Genomic DNA, 23,800 nt, shown 5'->3' with positions numbered 1-23,800 from the left:
CGAACCACTGTAACAGAGCGTTGTGTATACAAAACGCGACTGCCTGTGGCCCTGGGAACAACCACTAGGGAGCATGCATCTGTGCCAAATAGGCAGTTAACGCCCGCGCAGAGCGCGCGGGCAGCTATGAAATACAGAGTGCCATGGTGCCGATCCACAGTCCCGGCCGCGGGCCGTCAGGCGCTTTAGCGGGCTGCCGCGGTGCGCTCGGCCGCTTCCATGGTGTTGACCAGCAGCATGGTGATGGTCATGGGGCCCACGCCGCCGGGCACGGGGGTGATGTAGCCGGCCACATCCTTGCAGCCGTCATAGTCCACGTCGCCGCACAGCTTGCCTTCGGCATTGCGGTTCATGCCCACGTCGATCACCACGGCACCCGGCTTGATCATGTCGGCAGTCAGCACGTTGACCTTGCCCACGGCCGCCACCACGATGTCGGCCTGGCGGGTCATGGCTGCCAGGTCGGCCGTGCCGCTGTGGGTGATGGTGACGGTGGCGTTGGCGGCCAGCAGCATCATAGCCATGGGCTTGCCCACGATGTTGGAGCGGCCGATCACCACGGCGTGCTTGCCGCGCAGGTCCTTCATGCCGATGGATTCCAGCATCTTCATGCAGCCGTAGGGCGTGCAGGCTTTGAAGCCAACTTCACCGACCATCAGCGCACCGGCGCTGGCCACGTGGAAACCGTCCACGTCCTTCAGGGGCGAGATGGCTTCGATAACCTTGTGGTCGTCGATGTGCTTGGGCAGTGGCAGTTGCACCAGGATGCCGTGGATGCTGGGGTCGTTGTTCAGCGCGTCAACGCGGGCCAGCAATTCGGCTTCGGTCATCGAGGCGTCGTACTTCTCGAGCACGGAGTGGAAGCCCACGTCTTCGCAGGCCTTGACCTTGTTGCGCACATACACCTGCGAAGCCTGGTTGTCACCCACCAGCACCACGGCCAGACCGGGCTTGGTGCCCTGGGCGGTCAGGGTGGCGGCGCGCTGGGCAACTTCGGTGCGCAATTGGGCGGAGAGGGCTTTGCCGTCGATGATTTGGGCTGTCATGGTGTATCTGCGTCAGAAATAAAAATACTGCCAGCGACCTGTTTCCAAGTGGCTGGCAGTTTTAGGGAAACCCCTGAAGTTTATGCCGGGACTTTGCCGCCTGCAGCGCTGGAGCCCAAAGCAATCTTGAGCAGGTCGGCTACCGTGTTGGCACCCAGCTTTTCCATGATGTTGGCGCGGTGGGCTTCCACGGTCTTGATGCTGATGCCCAGGTCGTCGGCGATCTGCTTGTTCAGGCGGCCGGCAACGATGCGTTCCAGCACCTGGGATTCGCGCCCGGTCAGTTTGGACAGCAGGGCCTCGCGGCTGGCGGCCTGCTGGTGGCCGGCAAAGGCTTCGCGGGCATGGTCCAGCATGCGTTCGACCACGCTCAGCAGGTCATCCTCGTTGAAGGGCTTCTGGATGAAGTCCAGGGCACCCTTCTTCATGGTGTTCACGGCCATCGGCACGTCGCCGTGGCCGGTGATGAAGACGATGGGCAGGGGAGACTTGCGTTCCAGCAGCTTGTCCTGCAGCTCCAGGCCGGTCATGCCGCCCATGCGGATGTCGGCGATCAGGCAGGCGACTTCGCGGGGGTCGTAGCGTGCGAGAAAGGATTCGGCCGAGTCGAAGCAGCGCACACGATAGTCTTTGCCTTCCAGCAACCACTGGAGCGAGTCGCGCACGGCCTCGTCATCATCCACGACGTAAACCGTTCCTTTTTTGGGTGTCAAACTCATGCAGGATTCCTTGTATTTGGATTAATAACCGTAGAAAGGTTGTCTCCCTTTTCCTGGGGCGTGGCCAGCGGAATCCAGAAGGAAAACCGGCAGCCAACCACCTCGGAACCATTGTAGAGGTTCTCCGCAGCCATACGGCCATCGTGAGACTCCACAATCGAGCGACACAGATTCAGACCAATGCCCATGCCTTCGTTCTTGGTGGAGAAGAAGGCTTCGAACAAACGCTCCTGGACCTCGGGTGCCAGGCCCTTGCCGGAGTCCTGGACGGAGAATTCCACTCCCAACTGACCTTCTACCTCTTTGGGGACGACCCGCAACTCCACCAGCCGTTGCGCCGTGGTGCGCTGTGCCTGGTCGATGGACTCGCCCGCATTTTTTATCAGATTGATCAGCACTTGCTCAATCAAAATCGTGTCGGCCAGCACAGGCGGTATGCGGGCCGCCACAAAATGGCTCAGCCGCACGTTGCGCCGACGCATTTCGATGTTCGCCAGCTCCAGCGCCTCGTCGACGATGGACTCCACCTGGGCCATGGTGCGATTGGGTTCGCTGCGCTTCACGAAGGAGCGGATGCGTTGGATGATCTGCCCGGCGCGCTGGGCCTGGTGGGCGGTCTTTTCCAGCGCAAACTTCATCTGCTCTTCGGTCAGCGTGCCGTTGGCCAGGCGCGTCAGCATGCCGCTGCTGTAGTTGCTGATGGCGGTCAGGGGCTGGTTCAGCTCGTGGGCTACGCTGGACGCCATCTCGCCCATGGTGATCAGGCGGCTGGCACTCTGGGCCTGTTCGGCCTGGCGCGCGGCCTGTTCCTCCGCCAGACGGCGCTGGGTGATGTCGGTGGCGATCACCATCTGGGCCAGGCGGCCGTCGACCCAGCTGAGGTAGCGCGAACGCACTTCCAGCCATTTGCCCAGTTCGGCCACATAGATCTCGGCATTGTTGCTGGAGGCGCTGGTGATCGGATCGGTGGGAAAGCCCATCAGCCCGTCTTCGTCGTCCACGGTTTCGCTGCGCTCGGCCGGCAGGCCGGCCTGCTGCACCAGCTGCAGGTGGCCCGTGGTCTGCGAGCCAAACCACTGCCGGTACAGCTTGTTGGCGAACAGCAGCTCGGCACTGCCCAGTGGTGCTACAGAAACAGAAGCATCCAGCGCTTCCAGCACAATGGTGAAACGGTCGTGGGAGGCTGCAAGCTGGTCGCGGATGCGCTTGGACTCGGTGATGTCGGTCATGGACGACATCCAGCCCGTCTGCTGCCCGCGGGCATCGATAAGCGGCGAGATGTACAGCCGCGCATCGAACATGCTGCCGTTCTTGCGCCGCACGCGCACCTGGAAGCCCCCTTGCAGGGTCTTGCCGCTGAGCTCGTCATTGAGCTTGCTGTGCAGGTAGTCGTAGTCGCTTTCCGCCCAGTAGGAATAGGGCGGTGTCTGGCCCACCAGCTCGCTTTCGCTCCAGCCGGTCATTTGGCAGAAGGCGGCATTCACGTAGGTGATGCGGCCCTGCATATCCAGCGCGCGCATGCCGGTCAGCAGCGAGTTTTCCATGGCGCGGCGGAAATTGGTTTCCGCCACCAGGGCTTCCTGGGCGCGCAGGCGCTTGCGGGTGTGGCGCCAGGTGCCCAGCAGCAGCCAGGCGGTCATCATGCTCAGCGAGGCCACCAGCCAGAACATGCCGTTGCCCACCATGCTCAAGGAGGTGCTGTAGGCCTGCCCCTTGATCTGCAGCGAGTTGCCTACCGGGGAGATGGGAATCTGGTATTCACTGGCCTCGGGCTTGGCGATCTGGTACCAGTGCTCGGCGGTGTGTGGGCGCTTGAGCGGCGTGCCGGCAATCAGCACACCCTGGGCGTCGGTCATGGTGATGGCGTAGCGGGCCAGCAACTCACTGGGCGTGGCATAGCGCATCAGGCTGTCGACCGAATACTCGGCCATCACCGTGCCGCCAAAGCTGCTGGTGCCCATGACCGGGGCATGGAACTGCAGCAGCGGCGGGTTCTGGCCGGGCACCACCACCGGCTGGTGGTAGACCGACTGGTAGCTGTCTTTGACCTGCTGGAAACTCTCGCCCGCGCTGTCGTTGCCCAGACGCTCGGCCGGCATGCGCAGTTGCTCGCGCGGCACGGTGGGCGCCGCATAGCTGGTGATGATGCGGCCGTCACGGTCCACCCAGGTCAGTACCTGCAGTTCGGGGTACTGGGTAACCAGCACCTCGGCGCGGTTGCCAAACTCCACCGTGCCGATGTCGCCATAGCTCAGGTCGCGCGCAATGCGCATCACCTGTTCCTGGCGTTCCAGCAGGCGCAGGCGCATGCGCTGCTGGGCATATTCCACATCGCGCTTGAGGGCTTGCTCGCCGCGATCGACTTCCTCTGCGCGCAAATACCAGAAAGCCGCAATGATTGCTGCCATGAACAGTGCCACTGACACCAGCGGCGCCAGTGCGGCCAAGCGGTCCTGGCGGGTCGGCGAGAGGCTGCGCCACCACATGCGCCACCATTGCGTGGGATCGGCACTGGTGAAGGCGGGGGAGGCAACCGGGGCCGGGGACTTTTGTTCAGGGGAAACCATGTGTGCAGTGTAGGGGGATTCCCTGGCGGCGCGGGTCATCCCCGTGACGATGGCAACGTCTTGTTTTTAATGTGCAGTTGCAGCAATTTTTCATAATATGAGAGTTGTATGCATCATTGAAAAATGGAAAAATGTGCGAAACTGCGCGCCGAAAGGTCGCCAAATTGGGCGTATTTGTTTCGCAGGCACGGTGTGGGCTTCCGCTAAGCTGAAGGCTCGGCACACACCGCTTCAACTGTGGCCGCAGACAAGCGCGTTCGATGGATGCAATTCCCGACCACCCCCTGCAGCCTCTTGAACAGGAGACACATATGACCGCTCAGACCGACCCTCAGGCCGGCGCCAACGCCAAGCCCAGCCTGGATCCCCAGGAATCCCGCGAATGGATGGAGGCGCTGAGCGCCGTCATCGACCGCGAAGGTGCCGAATATGCGCACCAACTGATTGAAGAAGTGCTGGAACACGCCCGCCAGAACAGCGTGGACCTGCCGTTCTCGGCCAACACCGGCTACGTCAACACCATCGAGCCCAGCCAGGAAGCCCGCTGCCCCGGCAACCTGGAGATCGAAGGCCGCCTGCGCGCCTACATGCGCTGGAACGCCATGGCCATGGTAGTCAAGGCCAACCGCCACCACCCACCGGAAGGCGGCGACCTGGGCGGCCACATCGGCTCCTTCGCTTCGCTGGCCAACATGTTTGCGGCCGGCTTCAACCATTTCTGGCACGCCGAGAGCGAAAACCACGGCGGCGACTGCCTGTACATCCAGGGCCACGTATCGCCCGGCATCTATGCCCGCGCCTACCTGGAAGGCCGCATCTCCGAAGAGCAGCTGCTGAACTTCCGCCAGGAAGTGGACGGCAAGGGCCTGTCCAGCTACCCCCACTCCAAGCTGATGCCCGAGTTCTGGCAGTTCCCCACGGTGTCCATGGGCTTGGGCCCGCTGATGGCCATCTACCAGGCGCGCTTCCTAAAGTACCTGCACGCCCGTGGCATTGCCAACACCGAAAACCGCAAGGTCTGGGTGTTCTGCGGCGACGGTGAAATGGACGAAGTCGAATCGCTGGGCGCCATCTCCCTGGCCGCACGCGAGAACCTCGACAACCTGATCTTCGTCATCAACTGCAACCTGCAACGCCTGGACGGTCCGGTGCGCGGCAACGGCAAGATCATCCAGGAGCTGGAAGGCGAATTCCGCGGCTCCGGCTGGAACGTGATCAAGCTGCTGTGGGGCCGTGGCTGGGACGAGCTGCTGGCCAAGGACAAGGACGGCGTCCTCAAGAAGATCATGATGGAGTGCAACGACGGGGACTATCAGGCCATGAAGGCCAACGATGGCGCTTACGTGCGCAAGCACTTCTTTGGTCGCGACCCCCGTGCGCTGAAGATGGTCGAGCACATGTCCGACGACGAGATCTGGAACCTGCGCCGTGGTGGCCACGACGCGCAGAAGGTCTACGCTGCCTTCCACGCGGCCAACAGCCACAAGGGTCAGCCCACCGTGCTGCTGGTCAAGACCGTCAAGGGCTTCGGCATGGGCAAGATCGGTGAAGGCAAGAACACCGTGCACCAGACCAAGAAGCTGAGCGACGAGGACATCAAGGCCTTCCGCGACCGCTTCAACATCCCGATCCCCGACAGCCAGATCGCGGACATCCCCTTCTACAAGCCGGCCGACGACACGCCGGAAATGAAGTACCTGCACGAGCGCCGCAAGGCCCTGGGCGGCTACCTGCCGCACCGCCGCGTGAAGGCCGACGAAGCTTTCACCGCCCCGTCGCTGGACACCTTCAAGGCCATCCTGGAGCCCACGCCCGAAGGCCGTGAAATCTCCACCACCCAGGCCTATGTGCGTTTCCTGACGCAGCTGCTGCGCGACAAGAACATCGGCCCCCGCGTGGTGCCCATCCTGGTGGACGAGGCCCGCACCTTTGGTATGGAAGGTCTGTTCCGCCAGGTCGGCATCTACAACCCCCACGGTCAGCAGTACACCCCGGTCGACAAGGACCAGGTTATGTACTACCGCGAGGACAAGGCCGGCCAGATCCTGCAGGAAGGCATCAACGAAGCCGGCGGCATGAGCAGCTGGATTGCGGCCGCGACGAGCTACAGCACGTCCAACCGCATCATGATCCCGTTCTACGTGTACTACTCCATGTTCGGCTTCCAGCGCATTGGCGACTTGGCCTGGGCAGCGGGTGACATGCAGGCGCGCGGCTTCCTGCTGGGCGGCACTTCGGGTCGCACCACGCTGAACGGCGAAGGCCTGCAGCACGAAGACGGTCACAGCCACATCCTGGCCAACACCATCCCCAACTGCATCTCCTACGACCCCACCTTCGCCCACGAAGTGGCCGTGATCATGCAGGATGGCCTGCGCCGCATGGTGCAGAACCAGGAAAACGTCTTCTACTACATCACCTTGCTGAACGAGAACTACCCCATGCCCGGTCTGACCGAAGGCACGGAAGAGCAGATCATCAAGGGCATGTACCTGGTCAAGCCCGGCCAGAAGGTGCCCCAATCGGGCCAGCGCGTGCAACTGCTGGGCTCGGGCACCATCCTGCGCGAATCCTTCTTTGCGCAAGAGCTGCTGGAAAAGGACTGGGGCATTGCCGCCGACGTGTGGAGCTGCCCATCGTTCAACGAACTGACCCGCGATGGCCAGGACGCCGAGCGCCACAACATGCTGCACCCGCTGGAAACCGCCAAGGTGCCGTTCGTGACGCAGCAGCTGCAGACCTCGCAAGGTCCGGTGATCGCATCGACCGACTACATGAAGGCCTACGCCGAGCAGATCCGCCCCTTCATGCCCAAGGGCCGCACCTACAAGGTGCTGGGCACCGACGGTTTCGGCCGTTCCGACTTCCGCCGCAAGCTGCGCGAGCACTTCGAGATCGACCGCCACTACATCGTCGTGGCCGCGCTCAAGTCGCTGGCGGAAGAGGGCAAGCTGCCCGTCACCAAGGTGGCCGAAGCCATTGCCAAGTACGGCATCCAAGCCGACAAGATCAACCCCCTGTACGCCTAATCGAGCACCGGAGACACACACATGGCATTGACAGAAATCAAGGTCCCGGACATCGGTGACTTCGACAGCGTCGGCGTGATCGAGGTGCTGGTCAACGTGGGCGACACCATCAAGGTTGAGCAATCGCTGATCACCGTCGAATCCGACAAGGCGTCCATGGAGATCCCTTCCAGCCACGCCGGCGTGCTCAAGGAGCTCAAGGTCAAGCTGGGCGACAAGGTGGCGCAGGGCGCCGTGATCGCCGTGATCGAAACCGCCGATGTGGCCTCGGCCCCCGCGGCGGCGGCACCCGCACCGGCTGCTGCCGCGCCCGTTGCAGCACAAAATGTGGCGCCAGCGCCCGCTGCGCCTGCGCAGGCTGCTACACCTGCTGCAGCGCCCAGCAGCGTGAACATCGCCATCCCCGACATCGGTGACTTCAAGGACGTGGCCGTCATTGAGCTGCTGGTCAAGGTGGGTGACACCGTCACGGCCGAGCAGTCGCTGTTCACCGTGGAGTCGGACAAGGCCTCGATGGAAATCCCATCGCCCGCCGCCGGCACCATCACCGCCCTGACGCTGAAGATCGGCGACAAGGTCAACGTCGGCGATGTGGTCGGCGCCATGAGCGTGCAGGGTGCAGCCCCCGCCGCTGTGGCCGCACCTGCCGCAGCCGCACCGGTTGCCGCACAAAATACGGCCCCCACCGTTGCTGCACCTGCGCCCGCTGCTCCTGCCGCGGTAGCAGCCGTGGCCGCACCGGCCCACAACCCCACCGTGGCCCCCTCGGGCGCGCTGCCCCATGCTTCGCCCTCCGTGCGCAAGTTTGCACGCGAGCTGGGCGTGCCCCTGGCGGAAGTCAAGGGTTCCGGCCAGAAGGGCCGCATCACGCAGGAAGACGTGATGGGCTTCACCAAGTCCGTCATGGCCGGCGCGGTGCAGACCCTGGCCCAACAGGCCGCAGCGCCCAAGTCGTCCGGCGGCAACGTCGGTGGCCTGGAAGTGCTGGCCTGGCCCAAGGTGGACTTCGCCAAGTTCGGCCCCGTGGAACGCAAGGACCTGTCGCGCATCAAGAAGATCTCGGGCGCCAACCTGCACCGCAACTGGGTGATGATTCCCCACGTCACCAACAACGACCTGGCCGACATCACCGACCTGGAAGCCTTCCGCGTCTCCACCAACGCCGAGCAGGCCAAGGCCAAGAGCGACGTCAAGGTCACCATGCTGGCCTTCGTCATCAAGGCCGTGGTCGCTGCGCTGAAGAAGTTCCCCGAGTTCAACGCCAGCCTGGATGGTGACACCCTGGTCTACAAGCAGTACTTCAACATCGGCTTTGCGGCGGACACGCCCAATGGCCTGGTGGTGCCCGTGCTCAAGGATGCCGACAAGAAGGGCATCATGCAGATCAGCCAGGAAATGGGCGAGCTGGCCAAGAAGGCCCGCGACGGCAAGCTGGGCGCGGCCGACATGCAGGGTGGCTGCTTCTCGATCTCGTCCCTGGGCGGCATCGGTGGCACCGACTTCACCCCCATCGTCAACGCGCCGGAAGTGGCCATCCTGGGCCTGTCCAAGTCCAGCATCCAGCCCGTGTGGGACGGCAAGGCCTTCCAGCCGCGCCTGATGCTGCCCTTGAGCCTGTCGTACGACCACCGCGTCATCGACGGCGCTGCGGCCGCCCGCTTCAACGCCTACCTGGGCGCCGTGCTGGCGGACTACCGCCGCATCCTGCTGTAACCAAGGGGCTGACACACATGGCAATCATCGACATCAAAGTGCCCGACATTGGCGATTTCGCCGAAGTCGGCGTGATCGAACTGCTGGTGCAGCCCGGTGACAGCGTCACCGTGGACCAGTCCCTGATCACCGTGGAGTCCGACAAGGCCTCTATGGAAATCCCCTCCAGCCACGCCGGCGTGGTCAAAGAGGTGAAGGTCAAGATCGGCGACAAGGTCGCCGAAGGCTCCATCATCATCGCCCTGGAAGCTGCAGAGGGCGCTGCGGCTGCCCCTGCAGCTGCTGCGCCAAATTCGGCTCCAGCCCATGCAGCGCCTGCGCCAGCAGCTACAGCTTCTGTAGCACCTGCGGCCGTGGCCGCACCGGCCGCCGCCAGCTTTGGCGGCACGGCCGACCTGGACTGCGACGTGCTGGTGCTGGGCGGTGGCCCTGGTGGCTACTCCGCTGCCTTCCGCGCCGCCGACCTGGGTTTGAAGGTCGTGCTGGTCGAGCGCTACGCCACCCTGGGTGGCGTGTGCCTGAACGTGGGCTGCATCCCCTCCAAGGCGTTGCTGCACGTGGCTGCTGTCATGGATGAGGTCAAGCACCTCGAAGTGGCCGGCATCCAGTTCGGCGCGCCCCAGGTCAACGTCGACCAGCTGCGTGGCCACAAGGAAAAGGTCATCAGCAAGCTGACCGGCGGCCTGGGCCAGATGGCCAAGATGCGCAAGGTCACCATCGTGCGCGGCTACGGCAGCTTTGTCGGTGCGAACCACCTGGAAGTGGAAGAAACCACCGGCCAGGGCCAAGACAAGACCGGCACCAAGAAGGTCGTCCAGTTCAAGAAGGCCATCATCGCGGCGGGTTCGCAAGCTGTGCACCTGCCTTTCATGCCCCGGGACGAACGCGTGGTGGACTCCACCGGCGCGCTGGACCTCAAGGGCGTGCCCAAGCGCATGCTGATCCTGGGCGGCGGCATCATCGGCCTGGAAATGGGTACCGTCTATAGCACGCTGGGCGCCCGCCTGGACGTGGTGGAAATGATGGACGGCCTGATGCAGGGCGCGGACCGCGACCTGGTCAAGGTCTGGCAGAAGATGAACGCGCACCGCTTCGACAACATCATGGTCAACACCAAGACCGTGGGTGCCGAAGCCACGCCCGAAGGCATCAAGGTCACGTTCGCCCCCGCCAAGGACGGCGTCACCGTGCCCGAACCCCAGACCTACGACCTGGTGCTGCAAGCCGTGGGCCGCACGCCCAACGGCAAGAAGATCAGCGCCGACAAGGCGGGCGTGGCCGTGACCGACCGTGGCTTCATCGACGTGGACATTCAGATGCGCACCAACGTGCCGCACATCTTTGCCATTGGCGACATCGTGGGCCAGCCCATGCTGGCGCACAAGGCCGTGCACGAAGCGCATGTGGCCGCCGAAGTCATCGCCGGTGAACTGCAGGGCAACAAGGAACTGGCCGCGGCCGCCTTCAACGCCCGCGTCATCCCGTCCGTCGCCTACACCGACCCCGAAGTGGCATGGGTGGGCCTGACCGAAGACCAGGCCAAGGCCCAAGGCATCAAGGTCAAGAAGGGTCTGTTCCCCTGGGCCGCCTCCGGCCGCGCCATCGCCAATGGCCGCGACGAAGGCTTCACCAAGCTGCTGTTCGATGACAGCCCCGAGGCGCACGGCCATGGCCGCATCCTGGGCGGCGGCATCGTCGGCACGCACGCGGGCGACATGATCGGTGAAATCGCCCTGGCCATCGAAATGGGCGCCGACACCGTGGACATCGGCAAGACCATCCACCCGCACCCCACGCTGGGCGAAAGCATCGGCATGGCGGCGGAAGTGGCGCATGGGTCTTGCACGGATGTGCCGCCGGCACGGAAGTAAGCTCGCTTCCTAAGCAGTCGCTGCATAAAGCAAAAAGGCAACCTTCGGGTTGCCTTTTTTATTCCTGTGAATGCTGACCAGGTTGGGTCTCAATCTTGCCAATTGACGATCTGCAGGTTTGTGTTTGTCAATGTCAGTAAACGACCCATAGCAGTCTTCAAGGGCGGGCGCTGCTGTGACTGCTTTGTGTCGTTGCCAGATGGTCAATCGCGACGCTTCGGATGCTGGTGGCGATGATGGATGTCTGGGTAATGCGGGTGGCTGTGGGTCATAGCCACATGTTGGTGCGGGTGGGTATGTGGCTCTACTCCATCCCAGGCGAAGTCGTGGCTATGTTGATGATGCTCGTCATGCCGATGACGGTGGCTGTGCTCTAAAGGCTCATGCGTGTGCACATGCTCATGACGCTCACGAATGTGCAGCCATGTGCCAATCGCCATCAACGCAGCAGCCAACCAGAACAGCAGCCCCGGCATGCTGGGCCAGATAGCGAAGGAAATGATGACGCCAAAGAGCGGGGCGATCGAGAAGTACGCACCAGTTCGTGCGGTGCCCAGTCCCCTCAGGGCCACAACAAACAGTGTCAGGCTGAGGCCGTAGCCCAAGAAGCCGACAGCCATGCAGGCACCCAAGGTGCTTGCCTCAGGCAAGCTGTCACCGCTGAATAGGGCGAAGCTTGTATTGCTGATACCGGCAATCAAGCCTTTGATGGCGGCCACCAGCATCGCGTCGTTGGTGGACACTTTACGCGTGAGGTTGTTGTCGATTGCCCAGCACAGGCAGGCTGCCACGATAAGCAGCGCTCCCATAGAAAAACTGGCGGCACCTGGCGCCCAAGACAGCAGCAAGCCACCACCCATGATCGTGAGCATGCCCAACACGATTTGCCGGTCTGCGTTTTCCTTGAAGACAAACCAAGCAATCACTGCGGTAAACACGCCCTCGATGTTCAGTAAAAGCGAGGCGGCTGCGCCACTGGTCTGGGTCAGCCCGAGCAGCAAGAACACTGGGCCAAGCACACCGCCAAAGGCCACAGCACCCAGCAGCCATGGCCATTCCGCCTTTGGAATACGCAGGGAAGCACGCTCATCTGCGGCGCTGGGACGCATGCGACGCAGTCCAAGCAGCAGGCTCAAGCCAACGCCGCTGCCCAGGTACAACAACCCTGCCAGCAGCAGTGGGCCCACATCACCGACCAAGAGCTTGGCAAATGGGGTGCTCGCGCCAAAGAGTGCAGCGGCAGCCAGTGCGGGGGCAGCATTACGGATGGACATGATTCAGCAGATTGAGTGTTCGGACATGACGTGCGCGGGTGGTGGCGGGATTGCGAGCAGATCAGAGGTATCTGGTGATTTCTTTGAACTCAGACAAATCGTGTCCATGCCCGTGCTGGTGGTCGCCACGCATCGCATGCTCCAGGCAGTGGTCAATGTGGTCTTGAATCAGCGTTTTCTTGGCCTGTTGGATAGCTTTTTCGACTGCTTGCAACTGCTGGGCGACATCTACGCAAGAACGACCGTCCTCCAGCATGGCGATCACGCTGCCCAGGTGACCGTTCGCTCGCTTGAGTCGGTTGATCAACGCAGGATGACTGGCGTGAATGTGGGGTTCTGACATGCAATGCCCTTTAGGTTTATCCCCCTGGGGGGGATGCTAGAATTTCCAAATTATGCGCCAGTCAAGGGGCAGGCGCTGGCCCTTGGGCCTGCTTTGCCTGCTTCTGCGTGGCTTTGGTCAAAACCGTGCACTTGTTCAAACAAAAGTTGCTGCATCTGTGTGTGCTGTCCTTGATGACCGCATGCTTGCTGCTGTCCAGCTTGGGTATGTTTCAGTCGCACGGCATCGCATTGCTGGATGCCGCAGGGCATGAACCTCATGGGGAAATCCATGCCTCGCACGGCCACGAGCATGACGAGGATGCTCCAGAGGAAATCGTAGTGTTACCAGAGGCCGATGTGGTGCACTCACATGCAGCAGACAACGGCCAGCATGGACACAACCCGCTGGATCACAGCCATGAGACTGCCAACCTTCCGCCTCTGATTGCCCAGCCGTCTGGACACTTGCGCCACCGGCTGGCACTCATCCCCCCTGAGGGGTTCTTCAGCCACGACCCACAGCGTCTTGAGCGGCCTCCAATGCCCAACCTCTACCTCTAAAAGGTAGCCCGCATTCCACATGCGGGTTGGTTAGGTCTATTTGGAGTTTTCATGCTTCGTGAATATTCGTTTTTGCAGACGAGAGGGCTGAGTGTGCCTTTGCGTCTTTGCTTGCTGCTGCTTGCCATGTTGGCCGTGATGCCAATGGATGTACTGGCGCATGCTGTCACCGAGGGTGACAAGGGCTATATCCAAGAGATTTCGGGCATCAACCTGATTCCCTATACATACCTGGGAGCCAAGCACATGGTGACCGGTTATGACCACATCTTGTTTTTGTTCGGGGTGATCTTCTACCTCTACCGACTCAAGGATATTGGTCTGTATGTGAGCCTGTTTGCCATCGGTCACTCCACCACGATGCTCATCGGGGTGTACTTTGATATCGGCATCAGCAGCTACGCGATTGACGCCATCATTGGTATGTCCGTGGTCTACAAGGCCCTCGACAACATGGGCGCCTTCGAGCGCTGGCTGGGGTTTCAGCCCAATCCCCGCACCGCGACATTCGTCTTTGGTCTGTGCCACGGTTTTGGCCTGGCCACCAAGATCCAGGAATACGAAATGAGCCGCGACGGGCTTGTGCCCAATTTGTTGGCATTCAACGTCGGTGTGGAGCTGGGCCAGTTGCTGGCCCTTGGCGCCATTCTGATTGCCATGGGCTACTGGCGCCGCAGTGCCAGCTTTGGCCGGTATGCCTATACCGCCAACGTCGCCATGATGACCGCAGGTTTTGTGCTGTTTGGCATGCAACTGACAGGTCTGTTTGTCTCCACCGCCAGCTGAGTTGAATGCCATGAATACACGTCATATCCCCACTTCCGTCGAGCTGCCCAGCAGCCAACAACTGCTCAAATCCACGTGCACAGCGATTGTCACTGCGGCCGTGCTGCTGGTGACCGTGGTGTTGCCCTCCGAGTATGCGATTGATCCAACCGGGATTGGGCGCGCACTGGGCCTGACTGAAATGGGCGAGATCAAGACCCAGTTGGCTGCGGAAGCCGAAGCTGACCTTGCAGCAACTCCTGCCGCGCCTGCTGCCACTACCGCAGTGGCTGGCCTTGTCGGCGCCACTTCAGCACAAGCATCGGCACCCGTACAACCTGCGGCTGCACAGGTCGCGGCACCGCAATGGAAGGATGAGGTCACCTTTGTCCTCAAACCCGGCGAAGGGGTGGAGTACAAGCTGCGCATGAAAGGCGATGCCAAGGCCCAGTTTGCCTGGGCTGTCCAAGGCGGCGTGGTCAATTACGACACCCATGGCGATGCTTTTGGCAAAAGCATCAGCTACGAGAAAGGGCGTGCTGTCCCTGCTCAGGCGGGAGAGCTGACAGCGGCGTTCACAGGCAACCACGGCTGGTTCTGGCGCAACCGTGGCCAGGCGGACGTCACGATGACCTTGAAGGTCGCTGGCGACTACGAAAAGTTGTCGCGCCAGTAATCAGGCGCTAAAGCTGAACCATGTACCGCGTTCTGCACCATGCAGAGCGCGGTCTTTGTGAATTGGTAAAACCATGTTGATTCAAATCGTCTTAGGCACTTTGCTGGCCGGTGTGGCTAGTGTGTGGCTGGCTTGGGTGCTGAGCAAAAGCTTTCTATCCCGGTATCCGCAGCACATGCTGAGCCTAGCCGCCGGAGCGCTGCTGGCCACGGCGTTCATCAATTTGATGCCCGAGGCCTTCGAGAGCGAATACTCCGTCCACTCCCTGTTCTTGATCTTCTTCGCGGGATTGCTGGTTGTCATCGTGCTGGACAAAGCCGAAGTCTGGCACCACGCGCACGAACACGGCCAAGCTGGAGAACAGTGCGGGCATCAGCATGCTCACCGTGCGCACGGCCCTACAGGGAGCTGGTCAGTGCTCTTTGGTGATGGCGTGCATGCATTTGCCGATGGAATTCTGATTGCCTCCGCATTCTTGGCTGACTGGAAGCTGGGCGTTGCTGCGACATTTGCGGTGCTGCTGCACGAAGTGCCACACCACATGGGAGATTTGGCAGTGGTGGGTAGTGGCAGCAGCCAGCCAAGGAAAGCCGTGCTTAAGGTGTCTTTGGCTGGTTCTATGACTGTGGTCGGAGGGTTGGTCGGCTATCTCATCGTGGGTCAGTTGAGCGAATGGCTGCCGTTGTTCCTTGTGTTTGCAGCCAGCAGTTTTGCTTATGTGGCTCTGGCAGACCTGATTCCGCAGCTCAATAGACCCATGGGATTGCGCCAAACGGTCGTTCAGATGGTGTGGCTGCTAGTTGGATCCTTGCTGGTCACCGCTGCTGTGGCGGTTGTTGGAGGCCATGCACACTGATAGAGCGAATCATTTAAGAAAGCTGTCATTCAAGAAAACGTGTAGACAGACAGCTAATGGCCGAGCTCAGCCTCCCACGACTAGGAGCCTAAACGGCGCATGCGGCGAGTTCTGCTGGAGTGCAAAAGCGTTGGTGTTGATAGCTGCGGCCGTCTTCGGGCTAACTGGTAATTGCATCTTTCAGCATTGATCTGTAGATGGAAACCATCTAGAGGCGAAGCCCGCGTACAACGCATGGATGCCATGGCAGCCCCAGTTTTGATAGCTGAAGGCCCTCTAAAATTCAGCGTTCCCTTTGAATTTCTCTCCGAAAGACCACCCATCATGACCCAGCCTTCCACGCCTGCCTCCCTGTTTGGGCTGACCTATGGCTGGTCGTTTGCCCTGGCGGCGTTCGCGCTGACGATCACGGGGTGCCTGCCGCTGGCCTTGCTGCTGACGCGCGATGTGGGCACCTCGGGGGCGGAGCGGGCCCAGGCTTTGATGGCCATGCTGCCGGTGATGGCCGGGGTGATTGCCGTGGCTTGCGCCGTGCTGTTCTATGCCGTGTTGCGCCAGCGCACCACCTGGCGCCGCCATGCGCTGCTGGGCATGTGGGCCTTGTCGGCCCTGGGCATGGTAGGGTGGTGGAAGCTGTGAGCCGCGGCCGCACAGGCGTAGGGGGCCTGCGCCATCTGGGCCACCCGTAGCAGCATCCACCGCTTGGACGTGGAAACACAGGCAGCTTCGGCTGCTTTTTTTGTGCCTGCTGGGTGGTTTTGATAGCTGCCAGCGCAGGATGGATCAGCGCTAGAAGCCGTTTTTGCTATGAATCTGTGCGTGCTTCCTGCGCAGGCCCATCGCTGGTGCGCCACAGTGAGCGCACCATCTGCATGACCGTCTGCGGGGGCGTCTGCCCGTTGCCTGGCCCGTACCAGCCAAGGAGAAGGCGGACGTTTTCAATTTTGAGAGCTGTTAGCCCTTGTTGGGTAAGCGCTAAAGGCCAATTTTTTTGTTTAAAGCAACCGGCTTCCAGGATGGTGCAGCACTTGGCAGACAGCTTGGTAAAAAACTTGGCGAACAACTTGGAGAAATCACTGGTAAATATTTTAAAAACAATGATTTGGGAATGCCATAAACTTGGCGAATGACTGCGCTCTACAACTCACCCCACCAGTTTGAACCCTTGCTGCCCTCGGACGCCCGGCAAGAGGCCTTGCTGTCCAAGGCCGGTGACCTGGTGCGTGCGGCCACGGCCTTGGCGGGCCAGCGTGTGCCACCAGAGCTGCATGTGCTGCTGCGCAGCATGAATTCCTACTACACCAACCGCATTGAAGGCCAGCACACGCGCCCGCATGAGATTGAGCAGGCCTTGCGCAAGGACTTCTCTGCCAACCAGGAACTGGCGGCCAAGCAGCGTCTGGCGGTGGCGCACATTGAGGCCGAGGCGGCCTTGGAGCAGCGCTACAGCGGCGAAGCGGCCGTGGCCACGCTGTACAGCCCGCAGGCGGTGCAGGACGTGCACCGCGAGTTGTTTGGCCGTTTGCCCGCGCAGGACTGGGAGGTGAACCAGGGCCAGACCGTGGTGCCCGGCCAGTGGCGCGACAAGGAGGTGAGCGTGGGGCAGCACATTGCGCCTGCCGCCGCCCATGTGCCGGAGTTTCTGGCGCGCTGGGCGCAGCGTTACGGCAGCGTGCGCCGGGGCGAGGCGGCCTTGGTGGCCATGGCCTGTGCCCACCACCGCCTGGGCTGGATCCACCCTTTCATGGATGGCAATGGCCGCGTGATGCGGTTGCACACGCACCTGGTGCTGCACGCTTTGGGGCTGAGCAATGGCCTGTGGTCGCCGCTGCGTGGCTTTGCGCGCAGCCAGGAGCGTTATTACCTGCTGCTGGCCGAGGCTGACCACACCCGCCGGGGTGACCTGGATGGCCGTGGCAATCTGAGCGAACAGGCCCTGGTGGCGTGGGCCGACTATGTGCTGGACATCTGCCTGGACCAGGTGGCGTTCATGCAGCAGATGCTGGATTTTGATGCCATCAAACAGCGCATTGAGGGCGCGCTAGTCTATGAGGGCTCCGTGAACAAATCCGGGGTGCGCATAGAAAGCTTGCGGGCCTTGCACTATCTTTTCCTGAGCGGTGAGGAGCTGGGGCGCGGGGAGTTCAAATCCATGCTGGGGCTCAGTGACCGCATCGCCACCGATGCCTTGGGGGCCCTGGTCAAACGCGGCTTCTTGCGCAGTGACAGCCCGCAGGGCAAGGTGCGCTTGGGCTTGCCGCAGCATGCGCTGCGCTTTCTGTTCCCCAAGCTGTGGCCGGAAGCCGAGGCGGATGCGGTGGCATAAAAACTAGAGCTGTCAGCGCTTGCTGCATCAGCGCTGCAGCCATTTTGGGTCTTGATTCGCACAGGGCATGCGGCGCCGTGTGAAGCCCTGGTGTGCTGGCATGGCACCAGGTCCTCGCCAGGCCTTCGCCAATCCATGGTGCCGACCCTGGGCCAGCGCTGGTACCTGCCACCGGGCGTGGTGGGCGCGATGTTGGCCTGGACCTTCAGCCCTGTGGGCGCTCAGAACCTAGCGTGGTTCTGTCGATGGCCTGTCGCGTCCAGCCGGTATAACCGGGTGTTGTCGGTTTCTGTTGCCACTTTTTCATCCAGAAAGGCTTGCATCCATGCACATTCCACGCATTCGTCCCTCCTTCGCGGCCATGTTGCTGGGTCTGGCCGGTGTGGCCGCCGCCTCCAGCGCTTGGGCCTGCACCCGGCTGGTGTTCCATGGCGCCAACGGTCAGGTGATGACGGCGCGGTCCATGGACTGGAAGAGCGACATTGTCAGCAACCTGTGGGTGCTGCCGCGCGGCATGGCGCGCACGGGGCAGACCGGGGCGCACACCATTCGCTGGACGTCCAAGTACGGCAGCGTCATCACTTCGGGCTACGACATTTCCACCACCGACGGGGTGAACGAGGCCGGCCTGAACGCCAACCTGCTGTGGCTGGTGGAGTCGCAGTACCCGGCCTTTGACGCCAGCAGCAAGCCGGGATTGACGATTGCGGCCTGGGCGCAGTACGTGCTGGACAACTTTGCCACGGTCCAGGAGGCCGTGACGGCGCTGGCGGCCGAGCCGTTCACCATCGTGTCGGACAGCGTGCCCGGCGAGAACCGCCTGACCACGCTGCACCTGTCCATGTCGGACGCCAGCGGGGACAGTGCCATCGTCGAGTACATCGGGGGCAAGCAGGTCATCCACCACAGCCGCAGCTACCAGGTGATGACCAATTCGCCGGTTTTTGAGGAACAGCTGGCCCTCAACAGCTACTGGCAGCAGATTGGCGGCACCACCATGCTGCCGGGCACCAACCGCGCGGCCGACCGGTTTGCGCGCGCTGCGTTCTATGTGAATGCCATTCCCAAGGACGCAAACCCGAACAAGGCCCTGGCCAGCGTGTTCAGCGTGATCCGCAATGTGTCGGTGCCGTATGGCATCAGCACGCCCGGGCAGCCGAATATTTCCTCCACCCGCTGGCGCACGGTGTTTGACCACCAGCGCAAGCTGTATTTCTTCGAGTCGGCCCTGACGCCCAACACCTTCTGGGTGGACCTGAAGGCCCTGGACTTCAGCCCCACAACCGGCAAGGTGCTGAAGCTGGACCTGGGCGCGGACCAGAGCCACACCTATTCGGGCAATGCGACGGCGCAGTTCAAGCCCTCGGCACCGTTCCAGTTCCTGGGGATTTGAGGGGCGGCTGTGCCGGCCCGGTTGCGGGTGGGCATGGGTGGCCAGGGGTGTTGGTGTGAAGGCGGTCAACCCGCTGCTGCGCCACCGCAGCCCACCCCCCCCAGCGACCGACAAGAAAAAAGCCCGCCAAGTGCGGGCTTTTTGGTGGGCTGGGGACGGCCCGTCAGTAGGCGTAGGCCTGGGCGGCGGCCGTCTGTGCCGGGTCCAGGCTGGCCAGGGCGGCCTGGTGCTCGGCGTACTGCTGTGGGTAAAAGCGCTGGGCCACGTCCAGGTGCGAGCGCACGCGGCCCTTGAGGGCGTTGGTGCCGATGTGGCTGAACAGGGGGTTGAGCGGATCGCTCTCCGGCCCGCGCGCCTGGCTGGCCAGGTGGGGCGGCAGCTGCAGCAGCGGCACCTCGTGCGCATGCAGACTGGGCGAGAAGAAATAGGCGATGGAGTAGCGGCTGATGCCCGCGCCGGGCGAGCGCACGCGGTGCACGTTGGCGCGCAAATAGCCGTTGGTGGCCAGCTCCAGCATTTCCCCGATGTTGATGACAAAGGCGTTCTTGCGCGGTGGCACATCCAGCCAGCCTTGCGGGGTCTGCACCTGCAGGCCGCCCACCTGGTCCTGCAGCAGCAGGGTCAGCAGACCGCCATCCTTGTGCGGACCGACGCCCTGGTCCGACTGGCCGCTGGCCTGGCCGGGGTAGTGGATGATCTTCAGCCGGTTGTTGTGCGGTGGCGCCACCAGCTGGTTGAGGGCGCTGGCCGGTTGCTCCAGCGCGATCAGAAAGGCTTTGAGCAGGCGCTGCGCCACGGCGCGCGTGGTGTCCAGCCACAGCAGGATGTCGGCCTGCAGCTCAGGCTGCGCCGCGGGCCACTGGTTGGGGCCTTGCAGCCCCCACCACTGCGGGGTGTCCGGGCCGGGTGGCACGGCGGGCAGTTCTTCGCCAAAGTCGATCTGTTCGCGCAGGTCGGGCTGCAGGCGGGTGATTTCGCCGCCCACGCCGTTGTAGCCGCGAAAGTGGCGCGTCTGCACCATGGCGATCTGCTGCTTGGCCGCCGGGGGCAGGGCAAAGAACTGGCGCGCCGCGGCCTCCAGGCGGGCGATCTGGTCCGGGGCGATGCCGTGGCCTTCGAGGTAGAAAAAGCCGATTTCACGGGCAATGCGCGCCAGGCGGCTGTGGGCCGGGGTGTGCTGTTCGCCATCGCCCAGCTCTTCCAGGTTGATGACGGGCAGGGCGTCCAGGGCGGGCGCGGGGCGCAGGGCGGAGGCAAGGGTGCTCATAAAGACTCCTGAAGGGATGGGGACGCGGTCACGGGGGCGGGCTGGTAGGACAGGGCCTGGCGCAGGTCGCTCAGCAGGTCGTCCGGGTGCTCGATGCCGATGGACAGGCGCACCAGGCCGGGGGCAATGCCGGCACGGGCCAGTTCGGCATCGGTCAGCAGGTGGTGGGTGGTTTCGGCGGGGATGGCGGCCAGCGACTTGCTGTCGCCAATGTTCACCAGCCGCTGGAACAGTTGCAGGGCGTCGTAAAAGCGCTGGGCGCTGGCGCGGCCGCCGTGCAGCTCGAACGACAGCAGGCCCGGAATGCGGCCGGCGCGCAGGTAGCGCGCGGCGTGGCCATGGTCCGGGTGGCTGGGGTGGGCCACATGCTGGATGTGGCGCACCAGCGGGTGGGCCTGCAAAAAGGCCAGCACCGCGCGGGTGTTGCTGCTGATGCGCTCGATGCGCAGGGCCAGCGTTTCCAGCCCCTGCAGCAGCTGAAAGGCGGAGTGGGGCGCCAGCGTGGCACCGGCATTGCGCAGCAGCACGGTGCGCGCGCGGGCCACGGCCGGGGCCTCGGGGTAGCGTTCGGTGAACACCACCTGGTGGAAGGCCGGGTCGGGCCGGGTCAGCTGCGGGTAACGCTGGGCGTGGGCCTGCCAGTCGAAGCGACCGCCATCAATGATCAGCCCGCCCATGGCCACTCCGTGGCCGCCGATGTACTTGGTGGCCGAGTGCACGACCAGGTCGGCCCCGTGTTCGAAAGGACGGATCAGCAGCGGCGTGGCGCAGGTGTTGTCCACCACCACGGCCACGCCGTGGGCATGGGCCTCGGCGGCGATGGCGGCCAGGTCAGCCACATCGCCCGAAGGATTGCCGATGGACTCCACGAACACGGCCTTGGTCTGGGCGGTGATGGCCTGGCGCAGGGCGTCACTGTCCTGGCGCGCCACCACGCTGCTGCGGATGCCGCGGCCCTGCAGCACGTGCGTGATCAGGTTGTGCGAGCCGCCATACAGGGTGGAGGCCACGATGACGTGGTCGCCCACCTGGGCCAGGGTGGCCAGCGCGATGTCGATCGCCGCCATGCCGGAGGCCACGGCCACGGCGGCCGTGCCGCCCTCCAGCTGGGTGATGCGCTGCTCCAGCACCGCCTGGGTGGGGTTGCTGGTGCGGGCGTAGATGTGGCCTTCCTGCACCAGGTCGAACAGCTCGGCGCCCTGCTGGGCGTTCTCGAACAGGTAGGAGGTGGAGGGGTAGATGGGCACGGCGGCGCTGCGCTGGTGCTGCAGGCCGTCGTAGCCGGCATGCAGCACCACGGTGTCGGCCTGCCAGTGGGGGGCGGGCGCCGTGCTCATGCGGGCACGGCCTCGGGGTGGGGGGCGCTGGTGGCAGCGTGGGCACTGCCGGCCTGGGCGCGCACCCAGCTGCCGGCGATGGACTGGGGGTTGCGCAGCAGGTTCAGGATGGGGCAGGCCTTTTCGACCGCGTCAAACAGGGTTTGCAGCTGGGCGTCGTCGGCGCTGGACTGCACCTGCACCTCGTAACGGATGTCGTGGGGCCAGATGGGCGTGGCCTCGTGGCCGGGCTGGCCAGCGCGCGGGTCGATGGTGCCGCGCACATCCACGCTGATGCTGTCCAGCGGCACCTGCAGCAGCGCGGCCTGGATTTCGAAGATGTGGGTCACGCAGGTGCCCAGCACGCCCAGTTGCAGCTCGGGCGAGGAGGGGCCCAGGTTGAAGCCGGCGAAGTCGTAGGGGCTGTCGCTGAGGATCTGGTGCTCACGGATGCGCAGGCGGCGCACGCCGCTGCGGCATTCGGCGGTGACGTGGGCGTGCAGGTGGTTGGCCTGCGCCGTGCCCTCGGCAATGCGTTGCTGGCGTGCCAGAACGGCGGCGCGTTTGTGGGAGAGGTAGTTGTTCAGGCCCATGGCGGTACTCCGGTGAGGTGGGAAGTGGGAAGGGGAAAGACGCCATGGTTGGCCAGGCCCGCGGCCCCGGCTACGAAGTTTTGCGTGTTTGCTTATGCGTTTTTTGTGAGCAGGCTGTGCACGGTGGATCTGCGGTTTTGCGCATATCGATACCTGTTTTTGTTCCTTGTGGCGCCGCAAGGGGGCGGCCTATCGTGGCGGCACATTCCATCTTCATCACGAGGGACGACATGGCAGATTTTTCGCAAGAACCACGCAGTGCATGGCAGCGTCGCCACTTTCTGGGTGCCGCCGCAGGCGCGGCCACCGTGGGCGCGGCCGCGGGCCTGCTGCCGCAGGTGGCACGCTCGCAGCCCCGCAAGATCACCCTGGCCTGGAGCCAGGCCAGCTTCTGCCAGGTGCCCGTGCCGATTGCGCTGGAGCGCGGCTTTTTCACACAGAACGGCCTGGATGTGGAAGTGCTGAACTGGGGCGGCGCGGCCGACCAGTTGCTGGAGGCACTGGCCACCGGCAAGGCGGAAGTGGGCGTGGGCCTGATCCACCGCTGGGTCAAGCCGCTGGAAGCAGGCCTGGACGTGAAAATCGTGGGCAGCGTGCACGGCGGCTGCCTGCGCCTGGTGGGGGTCAAGTCGGCCGGTGTGACCACCGATGTGCGCACCCTCAAGGGCAAGGTGATCGGTGTGTCCGACCTGAACAGCCCGGCCAAGCAGTTCTATGGCATCCACCTGGCCAAGAAGGGTCTGGACATCGACAAGGACATCGAGTGGCGCGTGTTCCCGGCCGATCTGCTGGACGTGGCCGTGAAGAAGGGCGAGATCCACGCGATTGCCGACGGCGACCCCAACCTGTACCTGATCGAAAAGCGCAACCCGGGTGTGTTTGCCGAGCTGGGCAACAGCGCCACGGGCGAATACGCCGAGAAGATTTGCTGCGTGCTGGGCGCCGGTGCCAAGTTTGTGCGTGAGGACCGCAAGAGCGCGGCCGCCGTGGTGCGGGCGCTGGCGCAGGCCTCCAACTACGTGGCCGAGAACCCCAACGAATCGGCCCGGATCTTTGCGCGCTACACCCCCAAGTTCGAGGTGGCGGACCTGCAGCGCCTGATTGCCGAGCTGACCTACAAGCACCACCCGCACGGTGGCCGCCTGCAGGACGAGGTGCTGGCCTTTGCCAAGGACTTCCGCGAGGCCGGCATCCTGAAAAAGAGCACCGACCCCGTGCGCTTTGCCCGCCACATCACCCAGGACGTGCTGTCATGAGCGGGGCCCAAGCTTCCTGGGACTTGCCCCTGGCGCCCGCCAGCGCCCTGCGCCCAGCGCGCGTGTGGCGCCAGGGGCTGGTGGCGGCGCTGGCCTGGGCCCTGCTGGGGGCGCTGACCTGGCTGTGGCCGAACAAGGAGATCGGCTTCAGCGACTGGGCCTACACGGCCGAATTTGCCGCCCTGTCGGGGGTGCTGGCCCTGGCGCTGGCCCTGGCCGCGCTGACGCTGGCCCGCCCGGGCGGGCGG

General features: G+C 63.4%; 20 protein-coding genes and 1 pseudogene. 13 read left to right on the top strand and 8 right to left on the bottom strand.

Annotated features, from left to right (window positions below; genetic code table 11):
- Positions 1-185: 185 nt before the first annotated feature.
- The 3 genes from folD to SJH88_RS08785 form a co-directional block, all read right to left on the bottom strand.
- Positions 186-1,046, bottom strand: coding sequence for a bifunctional methylenetetrahydrofolate dehydrogenase/methenyltetrahydrofolate cyclohydrolase FolD (folD, locus tag SJH88_RS08795; RefSeq protein ID WP_043383411.1), 861 nt, complete (start codon positions 1,044-1,046; stop codon positions 186-188).
- An 80-nt stretch (positions 1,047-1,126) separates the two neighbouring features.
- Complete coding sequence (locus SJH88_RS08790; RefSeq protein ID WP_042418500.1) at positions 1,127-1,765, bottom strand: response regulator transcription factor; 639 nt, start codon at positions 1,763-1,765, stop codon at positions 1,127-1,129.
- Complete coding sequence (locus SJH88_RS08785) at positions 1,762-4,332, bottom strand: PAS domain S-box protein (RefSeq protein WP_154163878.1); 2,571 nt, start codon at positions 4,330-4,332, stop codon at positions 1,762-1,764. The genes SJH88_RS08790 and SJH88_RS08785 overlap by 4 nt, the downstream gene beginning before the upstream one ends.
- Positions 4,333-4,643: 311 nt before the next feature.
- Here SJH88_RS08785 and aceE point away from each other — a divergent pair, with 311 nt between their 5' ends.
- The 3 genes from aceE to lpdA are packed head-to-tail and all read left to right on the top strand — an operon-like array spanning position 4,644 to position 10,945.
- Positions 4,644-7,361, top strand: coding sequence for a pyruvate dehydrogenase (acetyl-transferring), homodimeric type (gene aceE / locus SJH88_RS08780; protein WP_274754237.1), 2,718 nt, complete (start codon positions 4,644-4,646; stop codon positions 7,359-7,361).
- Between the two features lie 21 nt (positions 7,362-7,382).
- The gene (gene aceF, locus SJH88_RS08775) at positions 7,383-9,074 is read left to right on the top strand and encodes a dihydrolipoyllysine-residue acetyltransferase (RefSeq protein WP_274754236.1); all 1,692 of its coding nucleotides are present in this window, start codon (positions 7,383-7,385) and stop codon (positions 9,072-9,074) included.
- A gap of 17 nt (positions 9,075-9,091) precedes the next feature.
- Positions 9,092-10,945 carry a dihydrolipoyl dehydrogenase gene (gene lpdA, locus SJH88_RS08770; RefSeq protein WP_274754235.1) on the top strand — a complete coding sequence of 618 codons (1,854 nt, stop codon included), beginning with the start codon at positions 9,092-9,094 and terminating at the stop codon, positions 10,943-10,945.
- A gap of 203 nt (positions 10,946-11,148) precedes the next feature.
- Here lpdA and SJH88_RS08765 read toward each other — a convergent pair whose 3' ends face one another.
- Together SJH88_RS08765 and SJH88_RS08760 are read right to left on the bottom strand one after the other, a co-directional pair.
- Positions 11,149-12,219: a DMT family transporter gene (locus tag SJH88_RS08765; RefSeq protein ID WP_274754234.1), complete on the bottom strand. Its 1,071-nt coding sequence runs from the start codon at positions 12,217-12,219 to the stop codon at positions 11,149-11,151.
- A gap of 61 nt (positions 12,220-12,280) precedes the next feature.
- Positions 12,281-12,475, bottom strand: a complete 195-nt coding sequence (locus SJH88_RS08760; RefSeq protein WP_442877331.1) for a metal-sensing transcriptional repressor — start codon at positions 12,473-12,475, stop codon at positions 12,281-12,283.
- Between the two features lie 194 nt (positions 12,476-12,669).
- Between SJH88_RS08760 and SJH88_RS08755 the strand changes: the two genes are divergently transcribed.
- The 8 genes from SJH88_RS08755 (at position 12,670) to SJH88_RS08720 (ending at position 19,120) form a co-directional block, all read left to right on the top strand.
- Positions 12,670-13,104 (top strand): hypothetical protein, encoded by a 435-nt coding sequence (locus tag SJH88_RS08755; protein ID WP_274754232.1) that lies wholly within the window; start codon positions 12,670-12,672, stop codon positions 13,102-13,104.
- 51 nt (positions 13,105-13,155) lie between these two features.
- Positions 13,156-13,890: a HupE/UreJ family protein gene (locus SJH88_RS08750; protein ID WP_274754231.1), complete on the top strand. Its 735-nt coding sequence runs from the start codon at positions 13,156-13,158 to the stop codon at positions 13,888-13,890.
- Positions 13,891-13,900: 10 nt separating this feature from the next.
- Complete coding sequence (locus SJH88_RS08745) at positions 13,901-14,545, top strand: transmembrane anchor protein (protein WP_274754248.1); 645 nt, start codon at positions 13,901-13,903, stop codon at positions 14,543-14,545.
- A 73-nt stretch (positions 14,546-14,618) separates the two neighbouring features.
- Positions 14,619-15,401 (top strand): ZIP family metal transporter, encoded by a 783-nt coding sequence (locus SJH88_RS08740; RefSeq protein ID WP_274754230.1) that lies wholly within the window; start codon positions 14,619-14,621, stop codon positions 15,399-15,401.
- A 324-nt stretch (positions 15,402-15,725) separates the two neighbouring features.
- Positions 15,726-16,040: a hypothetical protein gene (locus SJH88_RS08735; RefSeq protein WP_274754229.1), complete on the top strand. Its 315-nt coding sequence runs from the start codon at positions 15,726-15,728 to the stop codon at positions 16,038-16,040.
- Between the two features lie 352 nt (positions 16,041-16,392).
- Positions 16,393-16,518, top strand: coding sequence for a hypothetical protein (locus tag SJH88_RS08730; RefSeq protein ID WP_274754228.1), 126 nt, complete (start codon positions 16,393-16,395; stop codon positions 16,516-16,518).
- A gap of 9 nt (positions 16,519-16,527) precedes the next feature.
- On the top strand, positions 16,528-17,727 hold the full coding sequence (locus tag SJH88_RS08725; protein ID WP_274754227.1) for a Fic family protein: 1,200 nt from the start codon (positions 16,528-16,530) through the stop codon (positions 17,725-17,727).
- Between the two features lie 325 nt (positions 17,728-18,052).
- The gene (locus tag SJH88_RS08720) at positions 18,053-19,120 is read left to right on the top strand and encodes a linear amide C-N hydrolase (protein ID WP_420921731.1); all 1,068 of its coding nucleotides are present in this window, start codon (positions 18,053-18,055) and stop codon (positions 19,118-19,120) included.
- A 163-nt stretch (positions 19,121-19,283) separates the two neighbouring features.
- On the opposite strand, the gene SJH88_RS08715 is transcribed toward SJH88_RS08720, so the two are convergent.
- Genes SJH88_RS08715 through SJH88_RS08705 form a run of 3 tightly spaced genes read right to left on the bottom strand, consistent with a single transcriptional unit; the run spans position 19,284 to position 22,296 of the window.
- Entirely contained in the window at positions 19,284-20,387 is a 1,104-nt protein-coding gene (locus SJH88_RS08715) for an isopenicillin N synthase family dioxygenase (protein WP_274754226.1), read from the bottom strand.
- A complete protein-coding gene (locus SJH88_RS08710; RefSeq protein ID WP_274754225.1) occupies positions 20,384-21,724 on the bottom strand; it encodes an O-acetylhomoserine aminocarboxypropyltransferase/cysteine synthase family protein in 1,341 nt (446 codons plus the stop codon). The genes SJH88_RS08715 and SJH88_RS08710 overlap by 4 nt, the downstream gene beginning before the upstream one ends.
- Entirely contained in the window at positions 21,721-22,296 is a 576-nt protein-coding gene (locus SJH88_RS08705; RefSeq protein ID WP_274754224.1) for an OsmC family protein, read from the bottom strand. The genes SJH88_RS08710 and SJH88_RS08705 overlap by 4 nt, the downstream gene beginning before the upstream one ends.
- Positions 22,297-22,526: 230 nt before the next feature.
- On the opposite strand from SJH88_RS08705, the gene SJH88_RS08700 reads away from it, so the two are divergent.
- Positions 22,527-23,552: an ABC transporter substrate-binding protein gene (locus SJH88_RS08700; RefSeq protein WP_274754223.1), complete on the top strand. Its 1,026-nt coding sequence runs from the start codon at positions 22,527-22,529 to the stop codon at positions 23,550-23,552.
- Positions 23,549-23,800: pseudogene (locus SJH88_RS08695) on the top strand (ABC transporter permease); the annotation flags it as partial. The gene SJH88_RS08700 and the pseudogene SJH88_RS08695, both read left to right, overlap by 4 nt.

Source organism: Comamonas sp. GCA5 (genome assembly GCF_036541385.1).
GTDB classification, from domain to species: Bacteria; Pseudomonadota; Gammaproteobacteria; order Burkholderiales; family Burkholderiaceae_C; genus Comamonas; species Comamonas aquatica.
The sequence above is the reverse complement of the archived record's forward strand: the minus strand, read 5'-3'. Positions and strand labels throughout refer to the sequence as shown.